Source organism: Acidimicrobiales bacterium, from assembly GCA_033344915.1.
GTDB lineage: Bacteria > Actinomycetota > Acidimicrobiia > Acidimicrobiales > Aldehydirespiratoraceae > JAJRXC01.
Genome location: JAWPML010000001.1, coordinates 1,080,819 through 1,098,930, shown reverse-complemented (window position 1 = coordinate 1,098,930; position 18,112 = coordinate 1,080,819). Strand labels below are relative to the sequence as shown.

Genomic DNA, 18,112 nt, shown 5'->3' with positions numbered 1-18,112 from the left:
GCGGATCAGCTCCGGCCGATGATGACCTGCGCCTTCTCGAAGAGACCGACCGTCGTCGCGTGCAGCATGTCGCCGACGGCCTCAGGTGCCTTTCCGGCCATCGCCCGGGCATGGGTGCCCTCCAGGATGATGCCCGTCTTGTAGCAGGCGAGCACGCCGTACCAGTTCACCGCGGAGAGATCGCGCGACGATCCCTCCCCGTAGCGGGCAACCATCTCGTCGACGGTGGGGAAGCCATCCCACGGCGTCACGCTCACCGCCGTGGCCGGGCGCCCTTCCTCCGGCCAGAAGGCGACGATCAGGCCGAGGTCGATCAAGGGGTCGCCGATCGTCGCGAGCTCCCAATCCACCACCGCCGCCAGGTCCGGTGCGTCGTGGCGGTACATCACGTTGCCGAGGTGGTAGTCGCCGTGGATCACGCCGGGCTCGAACGTCGCCGGTCGGTTGGCATCGAGCCACTCCCCGACCGCGTCGAGGCCGGGGATGTCGGGCACCCAGGCGCCGCCCAGCTCGGCGTAGGAGTCGAGCTGGGAGCGCCAACGAGGCACCTGCCGCTCGAGGTAGCCCTCGGGCTTGCCGAACCCGTCGAGGCCGACCGCGGCATGGTCGACGCGCCCCAACGCGGCGGCTGCGTCGGCCAAGGAGAATCCCATCGCCCGCCGGACCGCCGGATCGCCGGCGTGATACGGGGGCAGGCCGGCCGTCGGCGTGAAGCCGTCCACCGGCTCCATCAGGTAGAACGCGGCACCGAGGACGTCGACATCCGACTCGGCCGCGATCAGACCCGGGTGCGGCACGTCGGACCCGGCCAGCGCGGCGAGCACCCGCGCCTCGCGCCGCATCGTCTCGTCACTGTTCTTGCGCTTGTGTTCGGGGGGACGACGCAGCACGAACGTACGCCCCGCGCGAACGAACCGCAGAAGCAGGTTCTGGGTTCCGCCGGCGAGCGGGGTGAGGTCCTCCAGTGGCCCGTCGCCCAGGCCGCGGTCGTCCATCCATCCGGCGAGGACGTCGGGGTCGACAACGCTCGGGTCGACGGGGTTCGGGCGGTCCTCCGTCATCCCCGAAGACTCGCGACCTGCTCGACGTGGGCCGGATTCGTGGTGGTGGGGACGAGGTAGACCTCGTCGCAGCCGGCTGCTTCGAGCCGGTCGAGTGCGTCCGCCACGGCACGCGGGCCGGCCGCCGTGGTCATCGCCGCCATCATCTCGGCGGCCTCGTGGCCGAAGACCTGCAGGTATCGGTAGGCGTAGTCGTGCAGCACCTGCTCGGCGTTCGGATCGAGGCTGTAGAAGAAGCTCGTGCTCAGACGCGGGGGTTCTGTGCGTCCCGCGGCGGTCCACGCGTCGCGCACGGCGCCGAAGGTCGCCGCGTGGTCCTCGGTGTTGGGCCCGAGCGTGAAACCCATGTTGCCGGCCGCCCACTGCGCGGCCCGGGCCATCGACAACGGTCCGAGCGCGCCGGCATGGATCGGGGGCCCGCCCGGCTGGACACACGCCGGCCCGATCGGCGGGTCGCCTTCCCCTATCTCGCCGCCGGACCAGAGCCGCCGGAGCTCGGCGACCTGATCGTCCAGGCGTTGATGGCGCTTCGCGAACGATCGTTCGGCCGCCCGATAATCCTGGTCGCGACCTCCGACCCCGACCACCACATCCACCCGGCCGCCGGACAGCACGTCGAGCGTCGCGAGCTTCTTCGCCATCAGCGCCACGGGATGCATCGGCAGGATCACGAGGGTCGGCGCGAGGCGGACCCGTTCGGTTCGAGCGGCGGCATACGACAGCGTCGTGTGCAGCTCGAGGTTGTCGAACGCGATGCGCTCCCCGATCGCCAGCGAGCGGAACGGTCCCTCGTCGATGGCCGCGCACCACTCGTTGGTCAGGGCGCGGTCGAGTCCCGACGCCATGGTCGGAAGGGTCATCGAGATGTCCATGGTGGACTCAGGCGTCGAGGTAGCGGGTCACGGCGACCATCGAGCCGATACCCGACACGACGACTGCGATCCCGAGGACGAGCAGACTGGTCGACAGGAATTCGTTGTCGCTCACGCGGAACCCCTGCATCAACTCGAGCGCATCACCGTCGCCGAGCCCTTCGATCACGTTGTTGTTCAGGAAGTAGAGACCGACCCACGCGCCGAGCGCGCCGAACACCGCCTGCGCCAATCCCTCCAACATGAACGGGATACGGATGAACCAGTTGGTCGCGCCGACCACCTTCATGATCTCGATCTCCGCGCCGCGGCTGCGGATCGCGCTCACCACGTTCGTGAGGATCAGCAGCGTCGCCGCGACGAGCAGGATGATCGAGCCGACCAGGAACACCTGGCCGATCTCGTCCGCCTGTTGCTGGATCTGACGGATCGTCTTGTCCGCCGACACCACGTCACGCACGCCCGGTCTGTCGTCGAACTGGGTGACCAGCTCCTGTACGACATCGGCGTCGGGATTGGACGGCACGACGCGGTACGACGGCGGCAGGATCTCGGGGGTGACCACGTCGATCATCTCGGGGGTGTCGGCGAAGAGCTCCTTGAACTCCTCGAACGTCTCCTCCTGATCGATGTAGGTCCAGCTGGCGATCGCCGGACTGTCGAGGCTGTTGCGGATGTTGGCGTCCTGATCCGCGGACGCTTCGGGATCCATCCACACGACGAACTCGATGCCACCCTCCCAGCGGGCGGTGGCGTTGTCGACCGCGTAGTTGAAGAGGAAGAAGCCGCCGAAGAGCCAGAGCGACACACCGATCGTGATGATCGTCGCGAAGGACAGCATGAAGTTGCGCCAGAGGTTCTGGCCGGTCTCGCGCAGCGCGTAGATGGGACTGATCGCCATGCCGCTGCCCTACTCGTAGACGCCGCGGGCCTGATCGCGAACGATCGCACCCCGGTCCAGTTCGATGACACGGCGGCGCATCGTGTCGACGATGCCGCGGTCGTGAGTCGCCATGACCACGGTCGTGCCGGTGCGGTTGATGCGGTCCAGCAACTTCATGATCCCGACCGAGGTCTGGGGATCGAGGTTGCCGGTGGGCTCGTCGGCCAGGAGGATCAGCGGACGGTTGACGAACGCCCGGGCGATCGACACCCGCTGCTGTTCGCCGCCGGAGAGCTCGCTGGGGTAGTTGTCGACCTTCGCCGCGAGACCCACGAGCTCGAGGATCGCCGGCACCTGCTTGCGGATGACGTGGCGGGGCTTGCCGATCACCTCGAGGGCGAACGCCACGTTCTCGGCGACGGTCTTCTTCGGCAGGAGTTTGAAGTCCTGGAAGATGTAGCCGATGTTCCGACGCAGATACGGCACCTTCCAGGCGCCGAGGCTGCTGATGTCCTTGCCGGCGACGAAGATCGTGCCGTGCTCGGGCGATTCCTCCCGGTTCAGCAGTCGAATGAAGGTCGACTTGCCGGAGCCGGACTGACCGACGAGGAAGACGAACTCCCCCTTGCCGATGTCGACGGTGGCATCACGAACCGCGACGACGTCGCCCTTGTACACCTTCGTGACGTTCTCGAGTTTGATCATCCACGATCCTGAGACAAACGGGCCGCCCGAAGGCAGAACGGTAGCAGCGCGAGGCGGTGATGCAGCGGCACTCCCCCCGCGACGGCGGCCACCGTCAGGACGCGGCTTCGGCCTGGGCGCGGGTCCACCGCAGCCATGCCTCCATGAAGGGCTCGACCTCGCCGCCGAGCACCTGCTCGACCTGGGCGGTCTCGTGTTCGGTGCGCAGATCCTTCACCATCTGGTACGGCTGCATGACATAGCTGCGGATCTGGCTGCCGAAGCCCACGTTCTGCTGTTCACCGGTGATGCCGGCGATCTCGTCCTCGCGCTTCTTGCGCTCCAGATCGAGGAGTTTGGCGGCCATCATCTGCATGGCGCGGTCCTTGTTCTGGTGCTGGCTGCGCTCGTTCTGGCAGCTCGTGACGAGGCCGGTGGGCAGATGGGTGATCCGCACGGCGGAGTCGGTCACGTTGACGTGCTGACCGCCGGCGCCCGACGAGCGGTAGGTGTCGATGCGCAGCTCCTTCTCGTCGATGTCGATCTCATCCGAGACCTCCTCGAAGAACGGGGCGACCTGCACGGCGGCGAAGGCGGTCTGGCGCTTGCCCTCGTTGTTGAACGGGGAGATGCGCACGAGGCGGTGCACGCCGTGTTCGGCCTGCATCAATCCGTAGGCGTGGCGCCCCTTGAGGATGAACTCCACGCTGCTGAGCCCCGCTTCGGTGCCCTCGGACACGGCGGTGATCTCGACCGCGAAACCCCGCCGGTCCGCCCAGCGGTTGTACATCCGCATCAGCATCTCGGCCCAGTCCTGGGCGTCGGTGCCGCCCTCGCCGGACTTGATCTGACAGACCGCGTCGCGCTCGTCGAACTCGCCGGTGAACAGCGAACGCATCTCCAGCTCGTCGAGGTGGGTCTCGAGCGACGCCGCCGCCTGGGCGATCTCGGGCTCGAGGGACTCGTCGCCCTCCTCGCGGGCCATCTCGTGCAGGGTCTCCACGTCCTCGACCTCGGTGGTCAGCCGGCCGAAGAGCTCGAGATCCTCGTTGACCGCCGCGAGCTCACTGGTGACGGCGCGGGCCTTGTCCTGGTCGTCCCACAGGTCCGGGCGCGACGCCTCGGTCTCCAGCTGGGGCTGGCGCATCTCGAGTTCCTCGATGCGGAGATACCCCGCCGCCTCGTCGAGACGGGCACGGATTGCGGCGAGCTGGTCGGTGAAATCCTGCATGGTCGGAAGGAGATGGGACGGGGCTCTGACCCCGGCGTCTCATCTCGGGAAGGAACCTATCCGGCGGCGCCGGGGCGGCCGTGACAGGCCTTGTACTTCTTGCCGGAGCCGCAGGGGCAGGGCTCGTTGCGGCCGACCTTCTCGAGGTCCGACTTCACGATCGGCGTGTTGCTCGCCTTCTCGGTCGGCTTCACGACCGGCGGTGCCCCGGCATCGGGAATCGCCGACGCCTTGGTGCCCGCCGCGGCGTCCTGCTTCTGCTCGGTGACGCCGTCGAGCGCCTGCTCGTCCTGGAGCGGCGCGTCCTTCACGGCGACCTGCACGTGCATGACGTACTTCACGAAGTCCAGGGCGATGCCGGTCATCATCTGACCGAACATGTCGAAGCCCTCGCGCTGCCATTCGGTGGCGGGGTCGCGCTGGCCCATGGCGCGCAGGTGGATGCCCTCGCGGAGGAGATCCATCTCCTTGAGGTGCTCGCGCCAACGCTGATCGATGATGCGCAACATCACCTGACGCTCGACCTGACGCATGACGTCCTCGCCGAGCTCCTTCTCCCGCTCCTCGTAGAGCGAGGCACCCTCCTGCCACAGGAGGTCCTCCAGCTCGTCGATCGTGCGACACGAACCGAGCTCGAGCGGCGAGACCTCGCCGGGCCAGAGCGTGCTGACCTCGGTGGCGAGTCCCTCGAGATCCCATTCCTCGATGATGTCGCTGACGCAGTAGCGGCCGACGGCCCCTTCGATGGCGTCGGACAGGTACTCGAGCGCCTCGTCGCGCAGGTCGGCGCCGTCGAGGATCTGCGAACGGCGCTTGTAGATCACCTTGCGCTGCTCGTTCATCACCTCGTCGTACTTGAGCACGTTCTTGCGGGTCTCCGCGTTGCGTGCCTCGACGGTGTTCTGGGCCCGTTCGATGGCCTTGGTGACCATCTTCGCCTCGATCGGCACGTCATCGGGCAGCGCCCGGTCCATGACCCAGTTCATGGCGCCGGTGGCGAACAGGCGCATGAGATCGTCCTCGAGGGACAGGTAGAACCGGCTCTCGCCGGGATCGCCCTGGCGGCCGGATCGACCCCGGAGCTGGTTGTCGATCCGCCGGCTCTCGTGACGCTCGGTGCCGAGGACGTAGAGCCCACCGAGGTCCAGGACCTTCTGCTTCTCGGCCTCCGTGGTCAGCGTGTGGGCGGCGAGTCGCTCCTCGTAGCGCTTCTGGCCCTCCTCGCTGTCGAGGTCCAGCCCTTCGGCGCGCACGTCGCGCTCGGCGAGGCCCTCGGGATTGCCGCCGAGCAGGATGTCGACGCCACGCCCGGCCATGTTGGTCGCGACCGTGATCGACCCGAGACGACCCGCCTGGGCGACGACCTCCGCCTCCCGGGTGTGCTGCTTGGCGTTGAGCACCTCGTGGGGGATGCCCCGCTTCTCCATCTCGCGGGAGAGCTTCTCGGACTTCTCGACCGACACCGTGCCGACCAGCACCGGTTGCCCGGAGCGGTGGCGTTCCTCGAGATCGTCGATCGTCGCGGTGAACTTCGCGTCCTCGGTCTTGTAGATGAGGTCGCCCTCGTCGCGGCGGGCCAGCGGCCGGTGGGTGGGCACCGGGATCACGTGGAGGCCGTAGGTGCTGACGAACTCGGCGGCCTCGGTCTCCGCGGTACCGGTCATGCCGGCGAGGCGCTCGTAGAGGCGGTAGTAGTTCTGGAGCGTGATCGTGGCGAGGGTCTGGTTCTCCTCCTTGATCGCCACGCCCTCCTTCGCCTCCACCGCCTGATGGAGGCCGTCGGACCAGCGACGACCGTCGAGAACACGGCCGGTGAACTCGTCGACGATCTTCACCTGCCCCTGCTCGATGATGTAGTCCTTGTCCTTCTTGTACAGCTCCTTGGCCCGCAGGGCCGCCTGGAGCTGATGGACGAGGTTGGCGGACACCTGGTCGTAGAGGTTCTCCACGCCGAGCGACCGCTCCACGGCATGGACACCCTCTTCGAGCGGCGCGACGGTGCGCTTCTCCTCGTCCACCTCGTAGTGGACGTCGCGCTGGAGGCCACGGGCGATCGAGGCGAACTTCACGTAGAGCTTCGCCGCGTCGGCCACTCGACCGGAGATGATCAGCGGCGTGCGGGCCTCGTCGATCAGGATCGAGTCGATCTCGTCGACGATGCAGTAGTGGTGACCCCGCTGCACCTGCTTCTCGCGGGACATCGCCATGTTGTCGCGCAGATAGTCGAAGCCGAACTCGTTGTTCGTGCCGTAGGTGATGTCGCACGCGTACTGGGCCCGCTTGTAGGCCGAGTCGCGATTGCCGGGAATCACGAGGCCGACGTCGAGCCCCATCCAGCGATGGACCTGCCCCATCCATTCGGCGTCACGCGAGGCGAGATAGTCGTTGACCGTGACGACGTGGACACCCTTGCCGGTCACACCGTTCAGATAGATCGGCAGGGTCGAGGTGAGGGTCTTGCCCTCCCCGGTCTTCATCTCGGCGACCCAGCCGAGGTGCAGGGCGGCGCCGCCGACCAGCTGGACGTCGTAGTGGCGCTGGCCGAGCACACGCGAAGCGGCTTCGCGGACGACGGCGAACGACTCGATCAGCAGATCGTCGGGCTCCTCGCCGTTGTCCAGGCGGGAGCGGAACTCGCCGGTCTTCGCCTTCAGTGCGTCGTCGCTCAGCGCCTGCATGTCGGGTTCGAGCGCGTTGATGTCGGGCACGAGGGCCTCGACGGCCTTCAGCTTCCTTCCTTCGCCGCTGCGCAGAACTCGATCAAAGATGCTCATGTCGCACGCAACTCTACCGAGCCGTGCGGGGCGTCAGGGGGCGCTCCCGTCACGAGACGATGCGGCCCCGCACCGCGAACATCACGGCCTCCGTGCGGGTCGCGAGCTGGAGTTTCTCCAGGATGTTGCGGACATGGTTGCGCACGGCCGGCGCGGCCAGACCCGTCACCACCGCGATGGCCTCGTCGTCGCGCCCGGCGGCCATCGCCTCGAGCACGGCGACCTCGCGATCCGTCAGCATCCCGGGCGGTCCGTCGACGAGCACGGGTGCCTGGCGGTTCGCCATCGCGGCGAACTCCTGAAGCAGCCGACCGGCCAACGAGGGCGAGACGAAACTGTGACCGACCGCGACGCGTCGCACCGACTCGGCGATGTCGTTGATCGACGTCTCCTTCAGCAGGTAACCGGCGGCGCCGGCCCGCACGGCGTCGATGAGATCGTCACCGTCGTCGGAGACCGTCAACATGAGGATGCGCGCCGTGGGTGTCGCCTCGATGATCCTGCGGCACGCCTCGACGCCGGTCATCTGCGGCATCCGGACATCCATCAGGATGACATCGGGCGCGAGTGCGATCGCGACGTCGACCGCCTCGGGGCCGTCCGACGCCTCGGCGATCACCTCGAGGTCATCGGCCTCGTCGAGCTCCATCACCAGTCCGCGTCGGTACAGCGCATGGTCGTCGACCACGAGTACCCGGAGATCGTCGGACGGTCCGATCACCTGTTCCAATCGGCCGCCGCGGGCACGGCCTGAAGGATGACCGTCAGGTCGGGGGCTCAGTCGGCTTCGTCGATGAGGCCGACATTGCCGTCGTCTCGCTTGTAGACGACGGCGCTGCGGCTGGTGTCTCGGTTGATGAAGAAGAAGAACCCGTGACCGAGCTCCTCCATCTTCTCGACGGCCTCCACGGGTGTCAGCGGCGCGAGATGGAACCGCTTCGTGCGCACGATCTCCGGCATCATCTCGTCGGCGTCGATCTCGGGCTCGCCCGCGTCGTCCGCCATCGCGGCGGGCGACACGTCCCCGTTGCGGAGGCTCTCACCCGTGCCGTGTTGACGCCGTTGGATCTTCGTGCGGAGCTTGCGGATCTGGCGCTCGAGCTTCGCCTCCGCCAGGTCGATCGCGGTGAACGGGTCCGGGGCGTGCACCTTGCAGCGCAGATGGTGCCCGTTCCCCTTCAGGTGCACCTCGCAGAACTCCTTGTCCGCGATCCGGGGGTTCTGCGCCTCCTCGAAGTGGACGCCCGCATAGTCGAGTCCTTCGAGGTACCGGTCGAGTTGGCCGATCTTCTCGTGGATCACCTCCTCCAGTCTCGGCGTGATGGTCACATGCCGTGCACTGATGGAGACATCCATGCTCAACCTCCGGGGTTGTGGGGGGTGGCCAGATCGTAGACTCCGGGCGGAGCCGCCGCAGGCCGGTTGTGGATCGAGGCTCGCGTCGCCACGAGACCGTGCACCGACTCGGCGCCTCGTTCGCGCAGCAGTGTGGCTGCGGCCCGAAGTGTCGAGCCCGTGGTGTACACGTCGTCGACGAGTAGCAGGGCGGGCTTGAACCGCAACCGTCGACCGACCGGGGCGAACTCGGGGCCCCGCAGCCGGCCTTCCAGTGGACGCGCCGTCTGGGCGGTGTCGTCCGTGCGGCGCAGCAGGCGCTTGACCGGAAGCCGCCGGCGGCGGGCGATGGCACGGGCGAGCAGCTCGCCCTGGTCGAAGCCCCGCTGACGGCGGCGCGACGGCGAGGCGGGAATCCAGGTGACGACATCCGCCGCGGGCGCGAGGTCCGCCATCGCAGTCGCGAGTTCGGTGATCACCGACGTCGCCCGCCCGTATTTCAGCTCCCGCACCAGATCGGCGGGCCGGCCGCTGTGGGGCCAGGCGGCCACGATGCGGTCGAGCGGGTCGTCGAGGTCGAGGGAGGGATCGGTGCGGCGCCGCATGTTCGGAAACTACGACGCCCCTGTGACACCGAAGGTCGCGACATTCAGTCGTCGACCAGCTTCCCGAGGTGCTTCGCTTCGATGTGCCCGGCCTCGCCCATCCAGACGAACGTGTCCCGGAACGACTCCTCGAGCCGCCGGAACCGCACCCCGGTGGTCTCGGTCGTCGGACGATCGTCGCCGGCGTTCGAGAAGAACATGTACTCGTAGCCTTCGCTGGTGACGACGAGATCACGCCCGAAGCGTTTGGCGACGTCGCCCAGCTTGCCCCAGACCCAGAACCCGGCCCTCGGGAGCGGGATCCTGCGCACCTTGCCGATCAGTTCTTCCAGAAGCGCGGCCAGCGCGGGCGCGTCGATGTGGGTACCCGTGGCCAGGAACCGGTGGGGACCGCCCCCCGGCGCCATGGACGCGGCCATGATCTCGGCGAGGTCGCGGACGTCGACATAGCTCGTGGCGAAGCCCTTCGCGGTCGGGATCCCCTGGGTCAGCCAGACCTTGTACGACGCGAGGTTGATGGACTCGTTCCAGTCGTCCGGTCCGACGATGCCCGACGGGTAGAGGATGATGACCGGGTGCCCATCGCGCTGCAGGCCGCGGGCGAGACGGTCGCAGGCCGCCTTCGTGCGCCCGTACGAACCCTTGCCCCGCACCGGATGGTCGGCGGTGATCGGGTCGGTCTCGTTGGGGAAGATCGCCGAGACGGACGACACGTGGATGATCGGGTCGCAGCCGCGCTCGACGGCGGCACCGAGCACGTTGGTGGCGCCCGCGAGGTTGACCCGTTCCATCTCGGGTTCCATGTCGGGGCTCGTGGCGACGATCGCCGCCGCGTGTACCACGGCGTCGCAGCCGTCCACCGCCGCGGCGACGGCGGCCTCGTCGGTGATGTCGCCCTCGACGACCTCGAGTTCGGCGGGATCGACACCCATCTTCTCCATCAACGGCACGACCTTCGCCGGCGTGCGAGCGAGAGCCCGGATCTCGTGGCCGTCCGACAGCAGGCGGCGGATCGCATGCGACCCCACGAAACCGGTGCCCCCGGTGACGAGGATCTTCACGTCGCGCTCCCGGGGAACATCAGCTCGGCGAGATGAGCCCGCCGCCCCGGCGTGCCGTGGGCCTCGATGTCGGCGTGCCGCGCCCGGATCATGTCGTCGGCGAGATCGTCGGTGAACAGCCAGAAGCGGTTCTCCCGGATCGCGGCGAGCACCTGCGCCGCCACGACCTCCGGCTTCAGTTGGGCCGCGTAGGCGTCGGCGATCGCCGATCCGGCGTCGCTCAGCGTCGTGGCGTCGGGATCATCGTCGAGATCCGGGCCGCCCTCACGGAAGCGCTCGGGCCGGTTCCGTTCGCTGGTGATGATGTTCGTCGCCACGAAGCCCGGACACAGGCACGTCACACCGACGCCGGTCTCGGCTTCGAGCATCTCCTGCTGCAAGGTCTCCGTGAGACCCGAGACGGCGTGCTTCGTCGTGTTGTACGCGCCCATGCCGGTGGAGGTGAGATGCCCGGCGATCGACGCCGTGTTCACGATGTGGCCACTCCCCCGTTCGACCATCGCCGGGAGGAACGCCTTCACGCCGTGGATGACACCCCACAGGTTGACCCCGAGCGTCCATTCCCAGGCCGACAGCTCGATCGACGAGAGCGGGCCGCCCCCGGCGACGCCCGCATTGTTCATCACGATGTCCGCGTCGCCGAACGACTCGACACAGGCCTGGCGGAGGGCGTCCACCGACGACCAGTCGGAGACATCGCAGACCACCCCGATCGCGTCACCGCCTGCGGCCCGGATCTCCGCCACGACGTCGTCGAGGGGCGGCTGCTCGATGTCGGCCACGACCACGCGTGCGCCCTCGGCCGCGAGGGCGATCGCCGTCGCCCGCCCGATGCCGCTGGCGCCGCCCGTGACGACCGCCACCTTCCCCGTGATGTCCTGCACCGGCTCCCCCTTACGGTCTCGATCGGACCGACTCTAGATTGCGTCGGCGACGCGGGGAGACGGGTCCGCCTAGCGACCGGTGAACTTCGGCGGCCGCTTCTCGATGAACGACCGCAGGCCCTCCTGGAAGTCCTCCCCCGCGCTGAGTTCGGCCTGGACGTCGCTGAACCGGGCCCGGGCGGCCTCGTGACCCTCCAGTACGTAGCGCAGCGAGGACGCCTTGGTGGCCTGGACGGCCTTCGGCGCACCCTCACAGACGAGGCGGGCGAGCGCGAGCGCACGGTCGCTCTCCTCGCCGGCGGGCACCACCTCCTGCACGAGGCCGATGCGGTACGCCTCGTCAGAGGAGAACTCGTCGCTCGTGAGCAGGTGGTACATCGCGTTGCCCCAGCCGCCCCGCTCGACGAAGCGGATCGTGGCGCCACCGGTGGCGTGGATGCCCCGCAGCGGCTCGTGCTGACGGAAGCGGCAGTCGTCCGCCGCGACCACGATGTCGCCGCCGAGCATCAGCTCGATCCCAACCGTGTAGGTGATCCCCTTGACCGCGTACACCACGGGCTTTCGACAGCTCCGGCCCAGCGCGGTCGGGTCGACGAGGCCCTGCCGGTCCATCGAGCGCTCGCCGGACTGCATCCGTTCCTGGAACCGGGGCAGGTCGAGCCCGGCGGTGAAGTGGGGGCCGGCGGCGGTCACGACCCCGCACCAGAGATCATCGTCCTCGTCGAGGCGGGTGAACGCGTCGACGAGGGCGTCCATCATCTCGGGGGTGAAGCCGTTGAGCTTCGCCGGGCGGTCGATCTCCATCGTGAGGATGTGCTCGTCGACGACGGCCACGTTGACGGTGCCAAGGGTCGGATCGGGCGTGCCGGGGTCCGGCGTGTCGTGCTCGGGCACGGGCCTACTCCGGATCCGCGTAGTCGGGCGTGCGCTTCTCGAAGTAGGCGCCGACGGACTCGACCTGGTTCGGCGTGCCGATGAGCGCCCCGATCTCCTCGCGCTCGCGGGCGAACTGGGCGTCGTAGTCCTCCGGGGCGACCTGGTTGATCAGGCGCTTCCCGGCCCGGATGGCGTGGGGGCTCTTCGTGGCGATCAGCCGGGCCAGTTCGAGCGCCCCGACATGGGGATCGTCCGCCATGTGGGTCGCGAGGCCGATCTCGACCGCCTCGGGCCCGTTGACCTCACGGCCGGTCCAGATCATCTCCTTCGCCCGGTCCGCGCCGATCAGACTCGGGAGCAGCGAGGTGATCGTCATGTCCGGGCTGATGCCCCAGCGGATCTCGAGGACCGACATCCGCACGTCCGGGGTCACGAAGCGGATGTCGGCGCCGACGGCCAGTTGGCAGCCGGCTCCGAAGGCCACGCCGTGCACCGCGGCGATGACCGGCATCGGCAGTTCGTGCCATCCCCAGACCGCCTGCTGGGCGTGATGGGTCACGTGTGCTCGTTCCTTCTCGACGCGGCCGATCGCGCCGGTGCTGGTGCTCTCGTCGCCGCCGACGCCGCCGGCCATGGCCTGGAAACCGGAGAAATCGAGGCCGGCGCAGAACGAAGGGCCGTTGCCCGAGATCACGACCGCCCGAACCGCGTTGTTCGCGGCGAGTTCGTCGGCCGTCTCGACCAGGGCAGCGAACATCCGCCCGTCCATCGCGTTCATCTTGTCGCCGCGGTTGAGACGGACGTCGGCCACGCCGTCGTCGATCTCCACGGTCACGCGTGGTTCGCTCATGCGGCACCCCCGGGGGCCAGCGCGGCGAGCGCCGCGTCGTCGATCGCCCCGACCCCGTGCTCGGGGTGGAGCGGCTGGATGCAGACGTGGGTGGCGCCGGCCTCGGCGTGCTCGGCGAGCCGCGCCTCGATGGCGTCCACATCCCCCCAGGCGACGAGCGCATCGACGAACCGGTCGGACATGCCGTCGATGTCCTCCTCGGTGAAGCCCATGCGGATCCAGGCGTTCCGATAGCCGGGGGCCCGCGAATAGAACTTCAGCACGCCGGCGCCGGTGGCCCGGGCCTGGGCCGCGTCGGTGGTGAGCATGACCTTCTGCTCGACGCAGAGCCCGGCGTCGGGGCCCATGACCTCGCGGGCGAACGCCGTGTGCTCCGGCGTCGTGTTGTACGGATGCGCGCCCGTGGCCCGCTCGGCGGCGAGTTCGAGCATCTTCGGCCCGAGCGCGGCGAGGTAGACGGGCACGGGATCGGCCGGCGGGACGGAGGTGTAGCGCGACGCCTCCATGCCGTCGAGGTACGTCCGCAGGAACGACAGCGGCTTGTCGTACTCGATGCCGCGGACCTTGTTCACGATGACGGGGCTCGACACCCCGAGCCCGAGGATCATGCGGCCGCCGGTCTGCTCGGCGACCGTGTTGGCGCCCTGCAGCATGACGCCGGGGTGCCGGTTGTAGATGTTGGCGATGCCGGTGGCCAGGCGAAGGGTGGACGTCCGCGCACCGACATGGGCCAGCAGGGCGAACGGGTCGCGCCCCATCGTCTCACCGACCCACAGCGTCGAATAGCCGAGACCTTCGAGCCGCGGCCCGAGCGCACCGACCTGTTCCCCCGTCAGCCCCTCCGGGGCCAACCACACACCACGATCAACCGTTGCCATGACGCGAACGTCCCCTCTGCCAGCTTCGACAGAGGGGACGCTATCGGTCGTTCACTTCCGACGAGAAAGTATGAGGGGTCAGACCCCCATACTTTCTCAGTAGCGGTAGTGCGACGGCTTGTACGGGCCGTCGACGGGGACGCCGAGGTAGTCGGCCTGTTCCTGGCTCATCTGGGTGAGCTTCACGCCCAGCGAGTCGAGGTGCAGACGGGCCACTTCCTCGTCGAGCTCCTTCGGCAGCACGTGGACGCCCATCTCGATCGAGTCGGCGTTGGCGTGGAGCTCGATCTGGGCGAGCACCTGGTTCGTGAACGAGCAGCTCATCACGAAGCTGGGGTGACCCGTGGCGTTGCCGAGGTTCAGCAGACGACCCTCGGACAGCACGATGATCGAGTGCCCGTCGGGGAAGACGTACTCGTCGACCTGCGGCTTGATGTTGATCCGGCGCACGTCGGACATGCGGTGCAGACCGGCCATGTCGAGCTCGTTGTCGAAGTGGCCGATGTTGCCGACGATCGCCTGATGCTTCATCTTCGCCATGTGGCCGGCGAGGATGATGTCCTTGTTGCCGGTGGTGGTGATGAAAATGTCAGCGATGTCGAGGACGGCCTCGAGCGTGTTGACCTCGTAGCCCGACATCGCGGCCTGCAGCGCGCAGATCGGGTCGACCTCGGTGACGATGACCCGGGCGCCCTGGCCCCGGAGGGATTCGGCGCAGCCCTTGCCGACATCGCCGTAGCCGCAGACGACCGCGACCTTGCCGCCGATCATGACGTCGGTGGCGCGGTTGATGCCGTCGATGAGCGAGTGGCGACAGCCGTAGAGGTTGTCGAACTTCGACTTCGTGACGGCGTCGTTGACGTTGATGGCGGGGAACAGCAACTCGCCGGTCTCCATCATCTGGTACAGCCGGTGGACACCGGTGGTGGTCTCCTCGGAGACGCCCCGGATGCCGGGAGCGATCCGGCTGAAGAAGTCCGCGTCACGCGACGCGATGACGCGCACCCGGTCGAGGAACACGCCCCACTCCTCGGAGGCGTCCTCCTCGGTCTCGGGGATGGCGCCGGCCTTCTCGTACTCCAGACCCTTGTGGACGAGCATCGTGGCGTCGCCACCATCGTCGAGGATCAGGTTGGGGCCGCCGCCGTCGGGCCAGTGGAACAGCTGCTCGGTGGCCCACCAGTACTCCTCGAGGGTCTCGCCCTTCCAGGCGAAGACGGGAGTGCCGTCGGGGTGCTCGGTCGTGCCGTTCGGGCCGACCGCCACGGCGGCGGCGGCGTGGTCCTGGGTGGAGAAGATGTTGCAGCTCACCCAACGGACGTCGGCGCCGAGGGCGACGAGCGTCTCGATGAGCACGGCCGTCTGCACGGTCATGTGCAGCGAGCCGGCGATGCGGGCCCCGGCGAGCGGCTGCTCGTCGGCGTACTTGCCGCGCAGTGCCATGAGTCCGGGCATCTCGTGTTCCGCGAGACGGATCTCCTTGCGGCCGAACTCGGCCAGATCGATGTCCGCGACCTTGTAGTCGTCAGTTGTCAGAGCCACGGGGGCCCTCCTGTGTTCGAGATTGGTTGATGCTTCTGGAGGGGCCGGGGTCAACTGACGCCATCTCGGAACAGCCCGCAGCGTTGCAGTGTACGGCGTGGACGACACACGGCACATGGGCCGACGGCCCTACCGGTTCGTCTGCCGGCCGGGGCCTCAGAGCCCGCCGACACCTGCCCGGAAAACCGTGGCGCGGCCGCTGAGTTCGACCGGTCCGTCGGACGCCGGTACCCACGCAGCAGCGCCGCGATCGAGCACGTGGCCACCCGCGTCCACACGACCGGCCGTGCAGAGCAGAATCGCCGGGCCGCCGTCCACCGTGATCGTGCCGTCCACCTCGATGCGCTGGAGCGAGAACTCCGGTACCGGGGCGGCGTAGGCGGCGACACCGTCGATCACCGGGGGACGCTGCACGTCCGGGACGATCGGTTTCGCCTCGACGATCTCGACGAGGGCTGCCACATCGACATGTTTGGACGTGAGCCCACCCCGCAACACGTTGTCGCTGCTCGCCATGATCTCCACGCCGGTGCCCCGGAGGTAGGCGTGGAGGTTGCCCGACCCGAGGAAGAGCGCCTCACCGGGCTGCAGGGTGACGAAGTTGAGCAGCAGGGCGGTGATCACGCCGGCATCGCCCGGATAGCGATCGCCGAGGGTCACCGCCATGGCCCGTTCACGCGAGAACGGCTCGCCGCGATCGGTCCGACAGGCCTCGACCACCGGTTCGGTGAGGGCGGCGGCATCCGCCGCGTCGAGGGTCAGCAGCCATTCCAGCAGCCGGGCGAGCCCCGCCGGTGACGGATCGTCGCTCAGCATCGTGCACACGGTGTCCAGGGCGGCGACGTCGATGGACGCGAGGACCTCGAGGGTGCGGGCCGGATCCCGGAAACCGCACAGGGCATCGAACTCCGTGAGCGCACAGATCAGCTCCGGCTTGTGGCTGCGGTCCCGAAACGCACGTTCGGGGGCGTCGAGCGGGATGCCGGCCGCGTCCTCGGCGGCGTAGCCGGCCTCGGCCTGCTCCATCGAGGGATGGGCCTGCAGCGACAACGGCGCCGCGGCGGCGAGCACCTTCAACAGGAACGGAAGCGAACCGAAGCGCTCCTCCACGCCGCTCCCGAGGGCGGCAGTCGGGTCGTCGGCGACGACGCGGTCGAGAGGCCGATGGTCGGAACCCACGAGGGCCGGCGCGCGGGGATGGGCGCCGAGCCACAGTTCGGCGACCGGCTCACCGGACGCCGGGCGGCCCAACAACTCGGGGATCGACGTCGGCGAGCCCCAGTCGTAGTCACGCAGCCGGCCCTCGAGGAGCTCCATGTCAGTCTCCGGTCTGACGGACCAGCGCGGCGGCGACCGCATCGGCGACCAGCACCAGATCCAGGAGCTGGGCGAGCGCCCCGTCGCCCCCGGCGACGAAGGTGTGGATCTCGTCGAACTTGCCCTCGAGCAGGGCGACGCCGCCGTCGAGACCAGGCGGCTCGAAATCGTGGCGCAGCACGATCAACACGGCACCGCGGGCAGCGGCGTCGGCGAGACGGACACCCGTGTCCACGTCGACCGGACCCGTCGGCAGACGACGCCGCACCGCGGCGACCCCACCGACCCGATCGATCTCCTGCACCCAACGGCGGGCCGCGTGCTTGCCCATGGCGCCGGCGCCGGTGACGATCGCGATCTTGCCCGGGAGCGTCGCGGCGAGCGCCTCGACGGCTCCGAGGTCCTCGTCCAGCGCGGCGTGGCGGATCGCGAGCTGCTCGGCCGCTCCGGAGATCGCCCGGCTCATGCCCGCGGCCAGCCCGAGTCGCTCGAGCAGGACGAGCACCGGAACGATCGAGACGCCGAGCCCGGCCGCCGGACCGGCTTCGGCGTCGACGGGCACGACGGCGACGCCCCGCTCGCGGCAGATGTCGCCCAACGCGCCGCCGGCGGTGACCGCCACCAGCCGCGCCCCCGCGTCGCGAGCGGCCCTGGCTGCGCCGAGCATCGCTTCGTCGTCGCCGGAGGGCGACAACACGATCGCGAGCGTGGACTCGCCCACCCAGGAGGGACAGCGGGCCCCGGTCGCGATGATCGGCACGCTGCCCCGCACCTCGCCGAGCGCCTCGATGACGTCGCCGGCGACCCGGCTGCCACCCACGCCGAAGACCGCCACCTGGGCGATGCCGTCGCGTTCGGGCAGGTCGTCCACGTCGGCCGCCGCCACGGCCGCGTCCCGCACCAGATCGGGCAGGTGGCGCAGCGCTTCGAGCAACTCTTCGGCGGACATCGGACCGGCGGCTACGCCTCGAACGTCGGGCTGACGCCGTCGGCCTCGATCTTCGCCATCAGTCGGTCGTGCTCGTCGTCGGTGACGTCATCGGCCTCGTCGGGCAACATCACCGGGATGTCGCCCTCGTGGATCCGGTAGCGCTTCTGCAGGCGGGGGTTGTAGAGCGCAGCCTCGTCCTCGAGGTAGTAGAGCGGACCCTTGTCGACCGGGCAGGCCAGGATCTCGAGCAGTCGGGAATCGAGGGTCATGTCGGTCCTCCAGGACGGGCGGCTGCCAGACAGTCAATCAGCTACGGGCCCGAACGCGC

18 protein-coding genes are annotated in these 18,112 nt (G+C 68.8%); all 18 read right to left on the bottom strand.

Translation table 11 applies throughout. The annotated features are described in order from the left end of the window. Positions 1-5 precede the first annotated feature (5 nt). Positions 6-1,061: a phosphotransferase family protein gene (locus R8F63_05235; protein ID MDW3217999.1), complete on the bottom strand. Its 1,056-nt coding sequence runs from the start codon at positions 1,059-1,061 to the stop codon at positions 6-8. Further along, on the bottom strand, positions 1,058-1,921 hold the full coding sequence (locus R8F63_05230; GenBank protein ID MDW3217998.1) for an LLM class flavin-dependent oxidoreductase: 864 nt from the start codon (positions 1,919-1,921) through the stop codon (positions 1,058-1,060). Before R8F63_05230 ends, R8F63_05235 begins: the two co-directional genes overlap by 4 nt. A 19-nt stretch (positions 1,922-1,940) precedes the next feature. Further along, a complete protein-coding gene (locus R8F63_05225; protein MDW3217997.1) occupies positions 1,941-2,834 on the bottom strand; it encodes a permease-like cell division protein FtsX in 894 nt (297 codons plus the stop codon). A gap of 9 nt (positions 2,835-2,843) precedes the next feature. After that, the gene (gene ftsE / locus R8F63_05220) at positions 2,844-3,521 is read right to left on the bottom strand and encodes a cell division ATP-binding protein FtsE (GenBank protein MDW3217996.1); all 678 of its coding nucleotides are present in this window, start codon (positions 3,519-3,521) and stop codon (positions 2,844-2,846) included. 94 nt (positions 3,522-3,615) lie between these two features. Next, positions 3,616-4,731: a peptide chain release factor 2 gene (gene prfB / locus R8F63_05215; protein ID MDW3217995.1), complete on the bottom strand. Its 1,116-nt coding sequence runs from the start codon at positions 4,729-4,731 to the stop codon at positions 3,616-3,618. Positions 4,732-4,787: 56 nt separating this feature from the next. Next, positions 4,788-7,505, bottom strand: coding sequence for a preprotein translocase subunit SecA (gene secA / locus R8F63_05210; GenBank protein MDW3217994.1), 2,718 nt, complete (start codon positions 7,503-7,505; stop codon positions 4,788-4,790). Positions 7,506-7,554: 49 nt separating this feature from the next. Then, complete coding sequence (locus tag R8F63_05205; protein MDW3217993.1) at positions 7,555-8,226, bottom strand: response regulator transcription factor; 672 nt, start codon at positions 8,224-8,226, stop codon at positions 7,555-7,557. Positions 8,227-8,282: 56 nt separating this feature from the next. Beyond that, complete coding sequence (gene raiA / locus R8F63_05200) at positions 8,283-8,861, bottom strand: ribosome-associated translation inhibitor RaiA (protein ID MDW3217992.1); 579 nt, start codon at positions 8,859-8,861, stop codon at positions 8,283-8,285. 2 nt (positions 8,862-8,863) lie between these two features. After that, positions 8,864-9,445: a phosphoribosyltransferase family protein gene (locus R8F63_05195; GenBank protein ID MDW3217991.1), complete on the bottom strand. Its 582-nt coding sequence runs from the start codon at positions 9,443-9,445 to the stop codon at positions 8,864-8,866. Between the two features lie 44 nt (positions 9,446-9,489). Then, complete coding sequence (locus tag R8F63_05190; GenBank protein ID MDW3217990.1) at positions 9,490-10,506, bottom strand: SDR family NAD(P)-dependent oxidoreductase; 1,017 nt, start codon at positions 10,504-10,506, stop codon at positions 9,490-9,492. Further along, positions 10,503-11,390 carry an SDR family NAD(P)-dependent oxidoreductase gene (locus tag R8F63_05185; GenBank protein MDW3217989.1) on the bottom strand — a complete coding sequence of 296 codons (888 nt, stop codon included), beginning with the start codon at positions 11,388-11,390 and terminating at the stop codon, positions 10,503-10,505. Before R8F63_05185 ends, R8F63_05190 begins: the two co-directional genes overlap by 4 nt. Before the next feature lie 69 nt (positions 11,391-11,459). After that, entirely contained in the window at positions 11,460-12,284 is an 825-nt protein-coding gene (locus R8F63_05180) for a crotonase/enoyl-CoA hydratase family protein (GenBank protein MDW3217988.1), read from the bottom strand. A 4-nt stretch (positions 12,285-12,288) separates the two neighbouring features. Next, positions 12,289-13,116 carry a crotonase/enoyl-CoA hydratase family protein gene (locus R8F63_05175; GenBank protein MDW3217987.1) on the bottom strand — a complete coding sequence of 276 codons (828 nt, stop codon included), beginning with the start codon at positions 13,114-13,116 and terminating at the stop codon, positions 12,289-12,291. Further along, on the bottom strand, positions 13,113-13,994 hold the full coding sequence (locus tag R8F63_05170) for a TIGR03620 family F420-dependent LLM class oxidoreductase (protein MDW3217986.1): 882 nt from the start codon (positions 13,992-13,994) through the stop codon (positions 13,113-13,115). Before R8F63_05170 ends, R8F63_05175 begins: the two co-directional genes overlap by 4 nt. A 96-nt stretch (positions 13,995-14,090) precedes the next feature. After that, positions 14,091-15,536 (bottom strand): adenosylhomocysteinase, encoded by a 1,446-nt coding sequence (ahcY, locus tag R8F63_05165; GenBank protein ID MDW3217985.1) that lies wholly within the window; start codon positions 15,534-15,536, stop codon positions 14,091-14,093. A 156-nt stretch (positions 15,537-15,692) separates the two neighbouring features. Then, a complete protein-coding gene (gene manA, locus R8F63_05160; protein ID MDW3217984.1) occupies positions 15,693-16,853 on the bottom strand; it encodes a mannose-6-phosphate isomerase, class I in 1,161 nt (386 codons plus the stop codon). A gap of 1 nt (position 16,854) precedes the next feature. After that, a complete protein-coding gene (locus R8F63_05155) occupies positions 16,855-17,802 on the bottom strand; it encodes an SIS domain-containing protein (GenBank protein ID MDW3217983.1) in 948 nt (315 codons plus the stop codon). Positions 17,803-17,813: 11 nt separating this feature from the next. Then, complete coding sequence (locus R8F63_05150; protein MDW3217982.1) at positions 17,814-18,053, bottom strand: Trm112 family protein; 240 nt, start codon at positions 18,051-18,053, stop codon at positions 17,814-17,816. Between the last annotated feature and the right edge of the window lie 59 nt (positions 18,054-18,112).

What these genes read in the sequence shown, in the direction of transcription:
- R8F63_05235 (MDW3217999.1), bottom strand. Translation starts at nt 1,061, where the DNA reads ATGACGGAGGACCGCCCGAACCCCGTCGACCCGAGCGTTGTCGACCCC.
- R8F63_05230 (MDW3217998.1), bottom strand. Translation starts at nt 1,921, where the DNA reads ATGACCCTTCCGACCATGGCGTCGGGACTCGACCGCGCCCTGACCAAC.
- R8F63_05225 (MDW3217997.1), bottom strand. Translation starts at nt 2,834, where the DNA reads ATGGCGATCAGTCCCATCTACGCGCTGCGCGAGACCGGCCAGAACCTC.
- ftsE (MDW3217996.1), bottom strand. Translation starts at nt 3,521, where the DNA reads ATGATCAAACTCGAGAACGTCACGAAGGTGTACAAGGGCGACGTCGTC.
- prfB (MDW3217995.1), bottom strand. Translation starts at nt 4,731, where the DNA reads ATGCAGGATTTCACCGACCAGCTCGCCGCAATCCGTGCCCGTCTCGAC.
- secA (MDW3217994.1), bottom strand. Translation starts at nt 7,505, where the DNA reads ATGAGCATCTTTGATCGAGTTCTGCGCAGCGGCGAAGGAAGGAAGCTG.
- raiA (MDW3217992.1), bottom strand. Translation starts at nt 8,861, where the DNA reads ATGGATGTCTCCATCAGTGCACGGCATGTGACCATCACGCCGAGACTG.
- R8F63_05195 (MDW3217991.1), bottom strand. Translation starts at nt 9,445, where the DNA reads ATGCGGCGCCGCACCGATCCCTCCCTCGACCTCGACGACCCGCTCGAC.
- R8F63_05175 (MDW3217987.1), bottom strand. Translation starts at nt 13,116, where the DNA reads ATGAGCGAACCACGCGTGACCGTGGAGATCGACGACGGCGTGGCCGAC.
- R8F63_05170 (MDW3217986.1), bottom strand. Translation starts at nt 13,994, where the DNA reads ATGGCAACGGTTGATCGTGGTGTGTGGTTGGCCCCGGAGGGGCTGACG.
- manA (MDW3217984.1), bottom strand. Translation starts at nt 16,853, where the DNA reads ATGGAGCTCCTCGAGGGCCGGCTGCGTGACTACGACTGGGGCTCGCCG.
- R8F63_05155 (MDW3217983.1), bottom strand. Translation starts at nt 17,802, where the DNA reads ATGTCCGCCGAAGAGTTGCTCGAAGCGCTGCGCCACCTGCCCGATCTG.
- R8F63_05150 (MDW3217982.1), bottom strand. Translation starts at nt 18,053, where the DNA reads ATGACCCTCGATTCCCGACTGCTCGAGATCCTGGCCTGCCCGGTCGAC.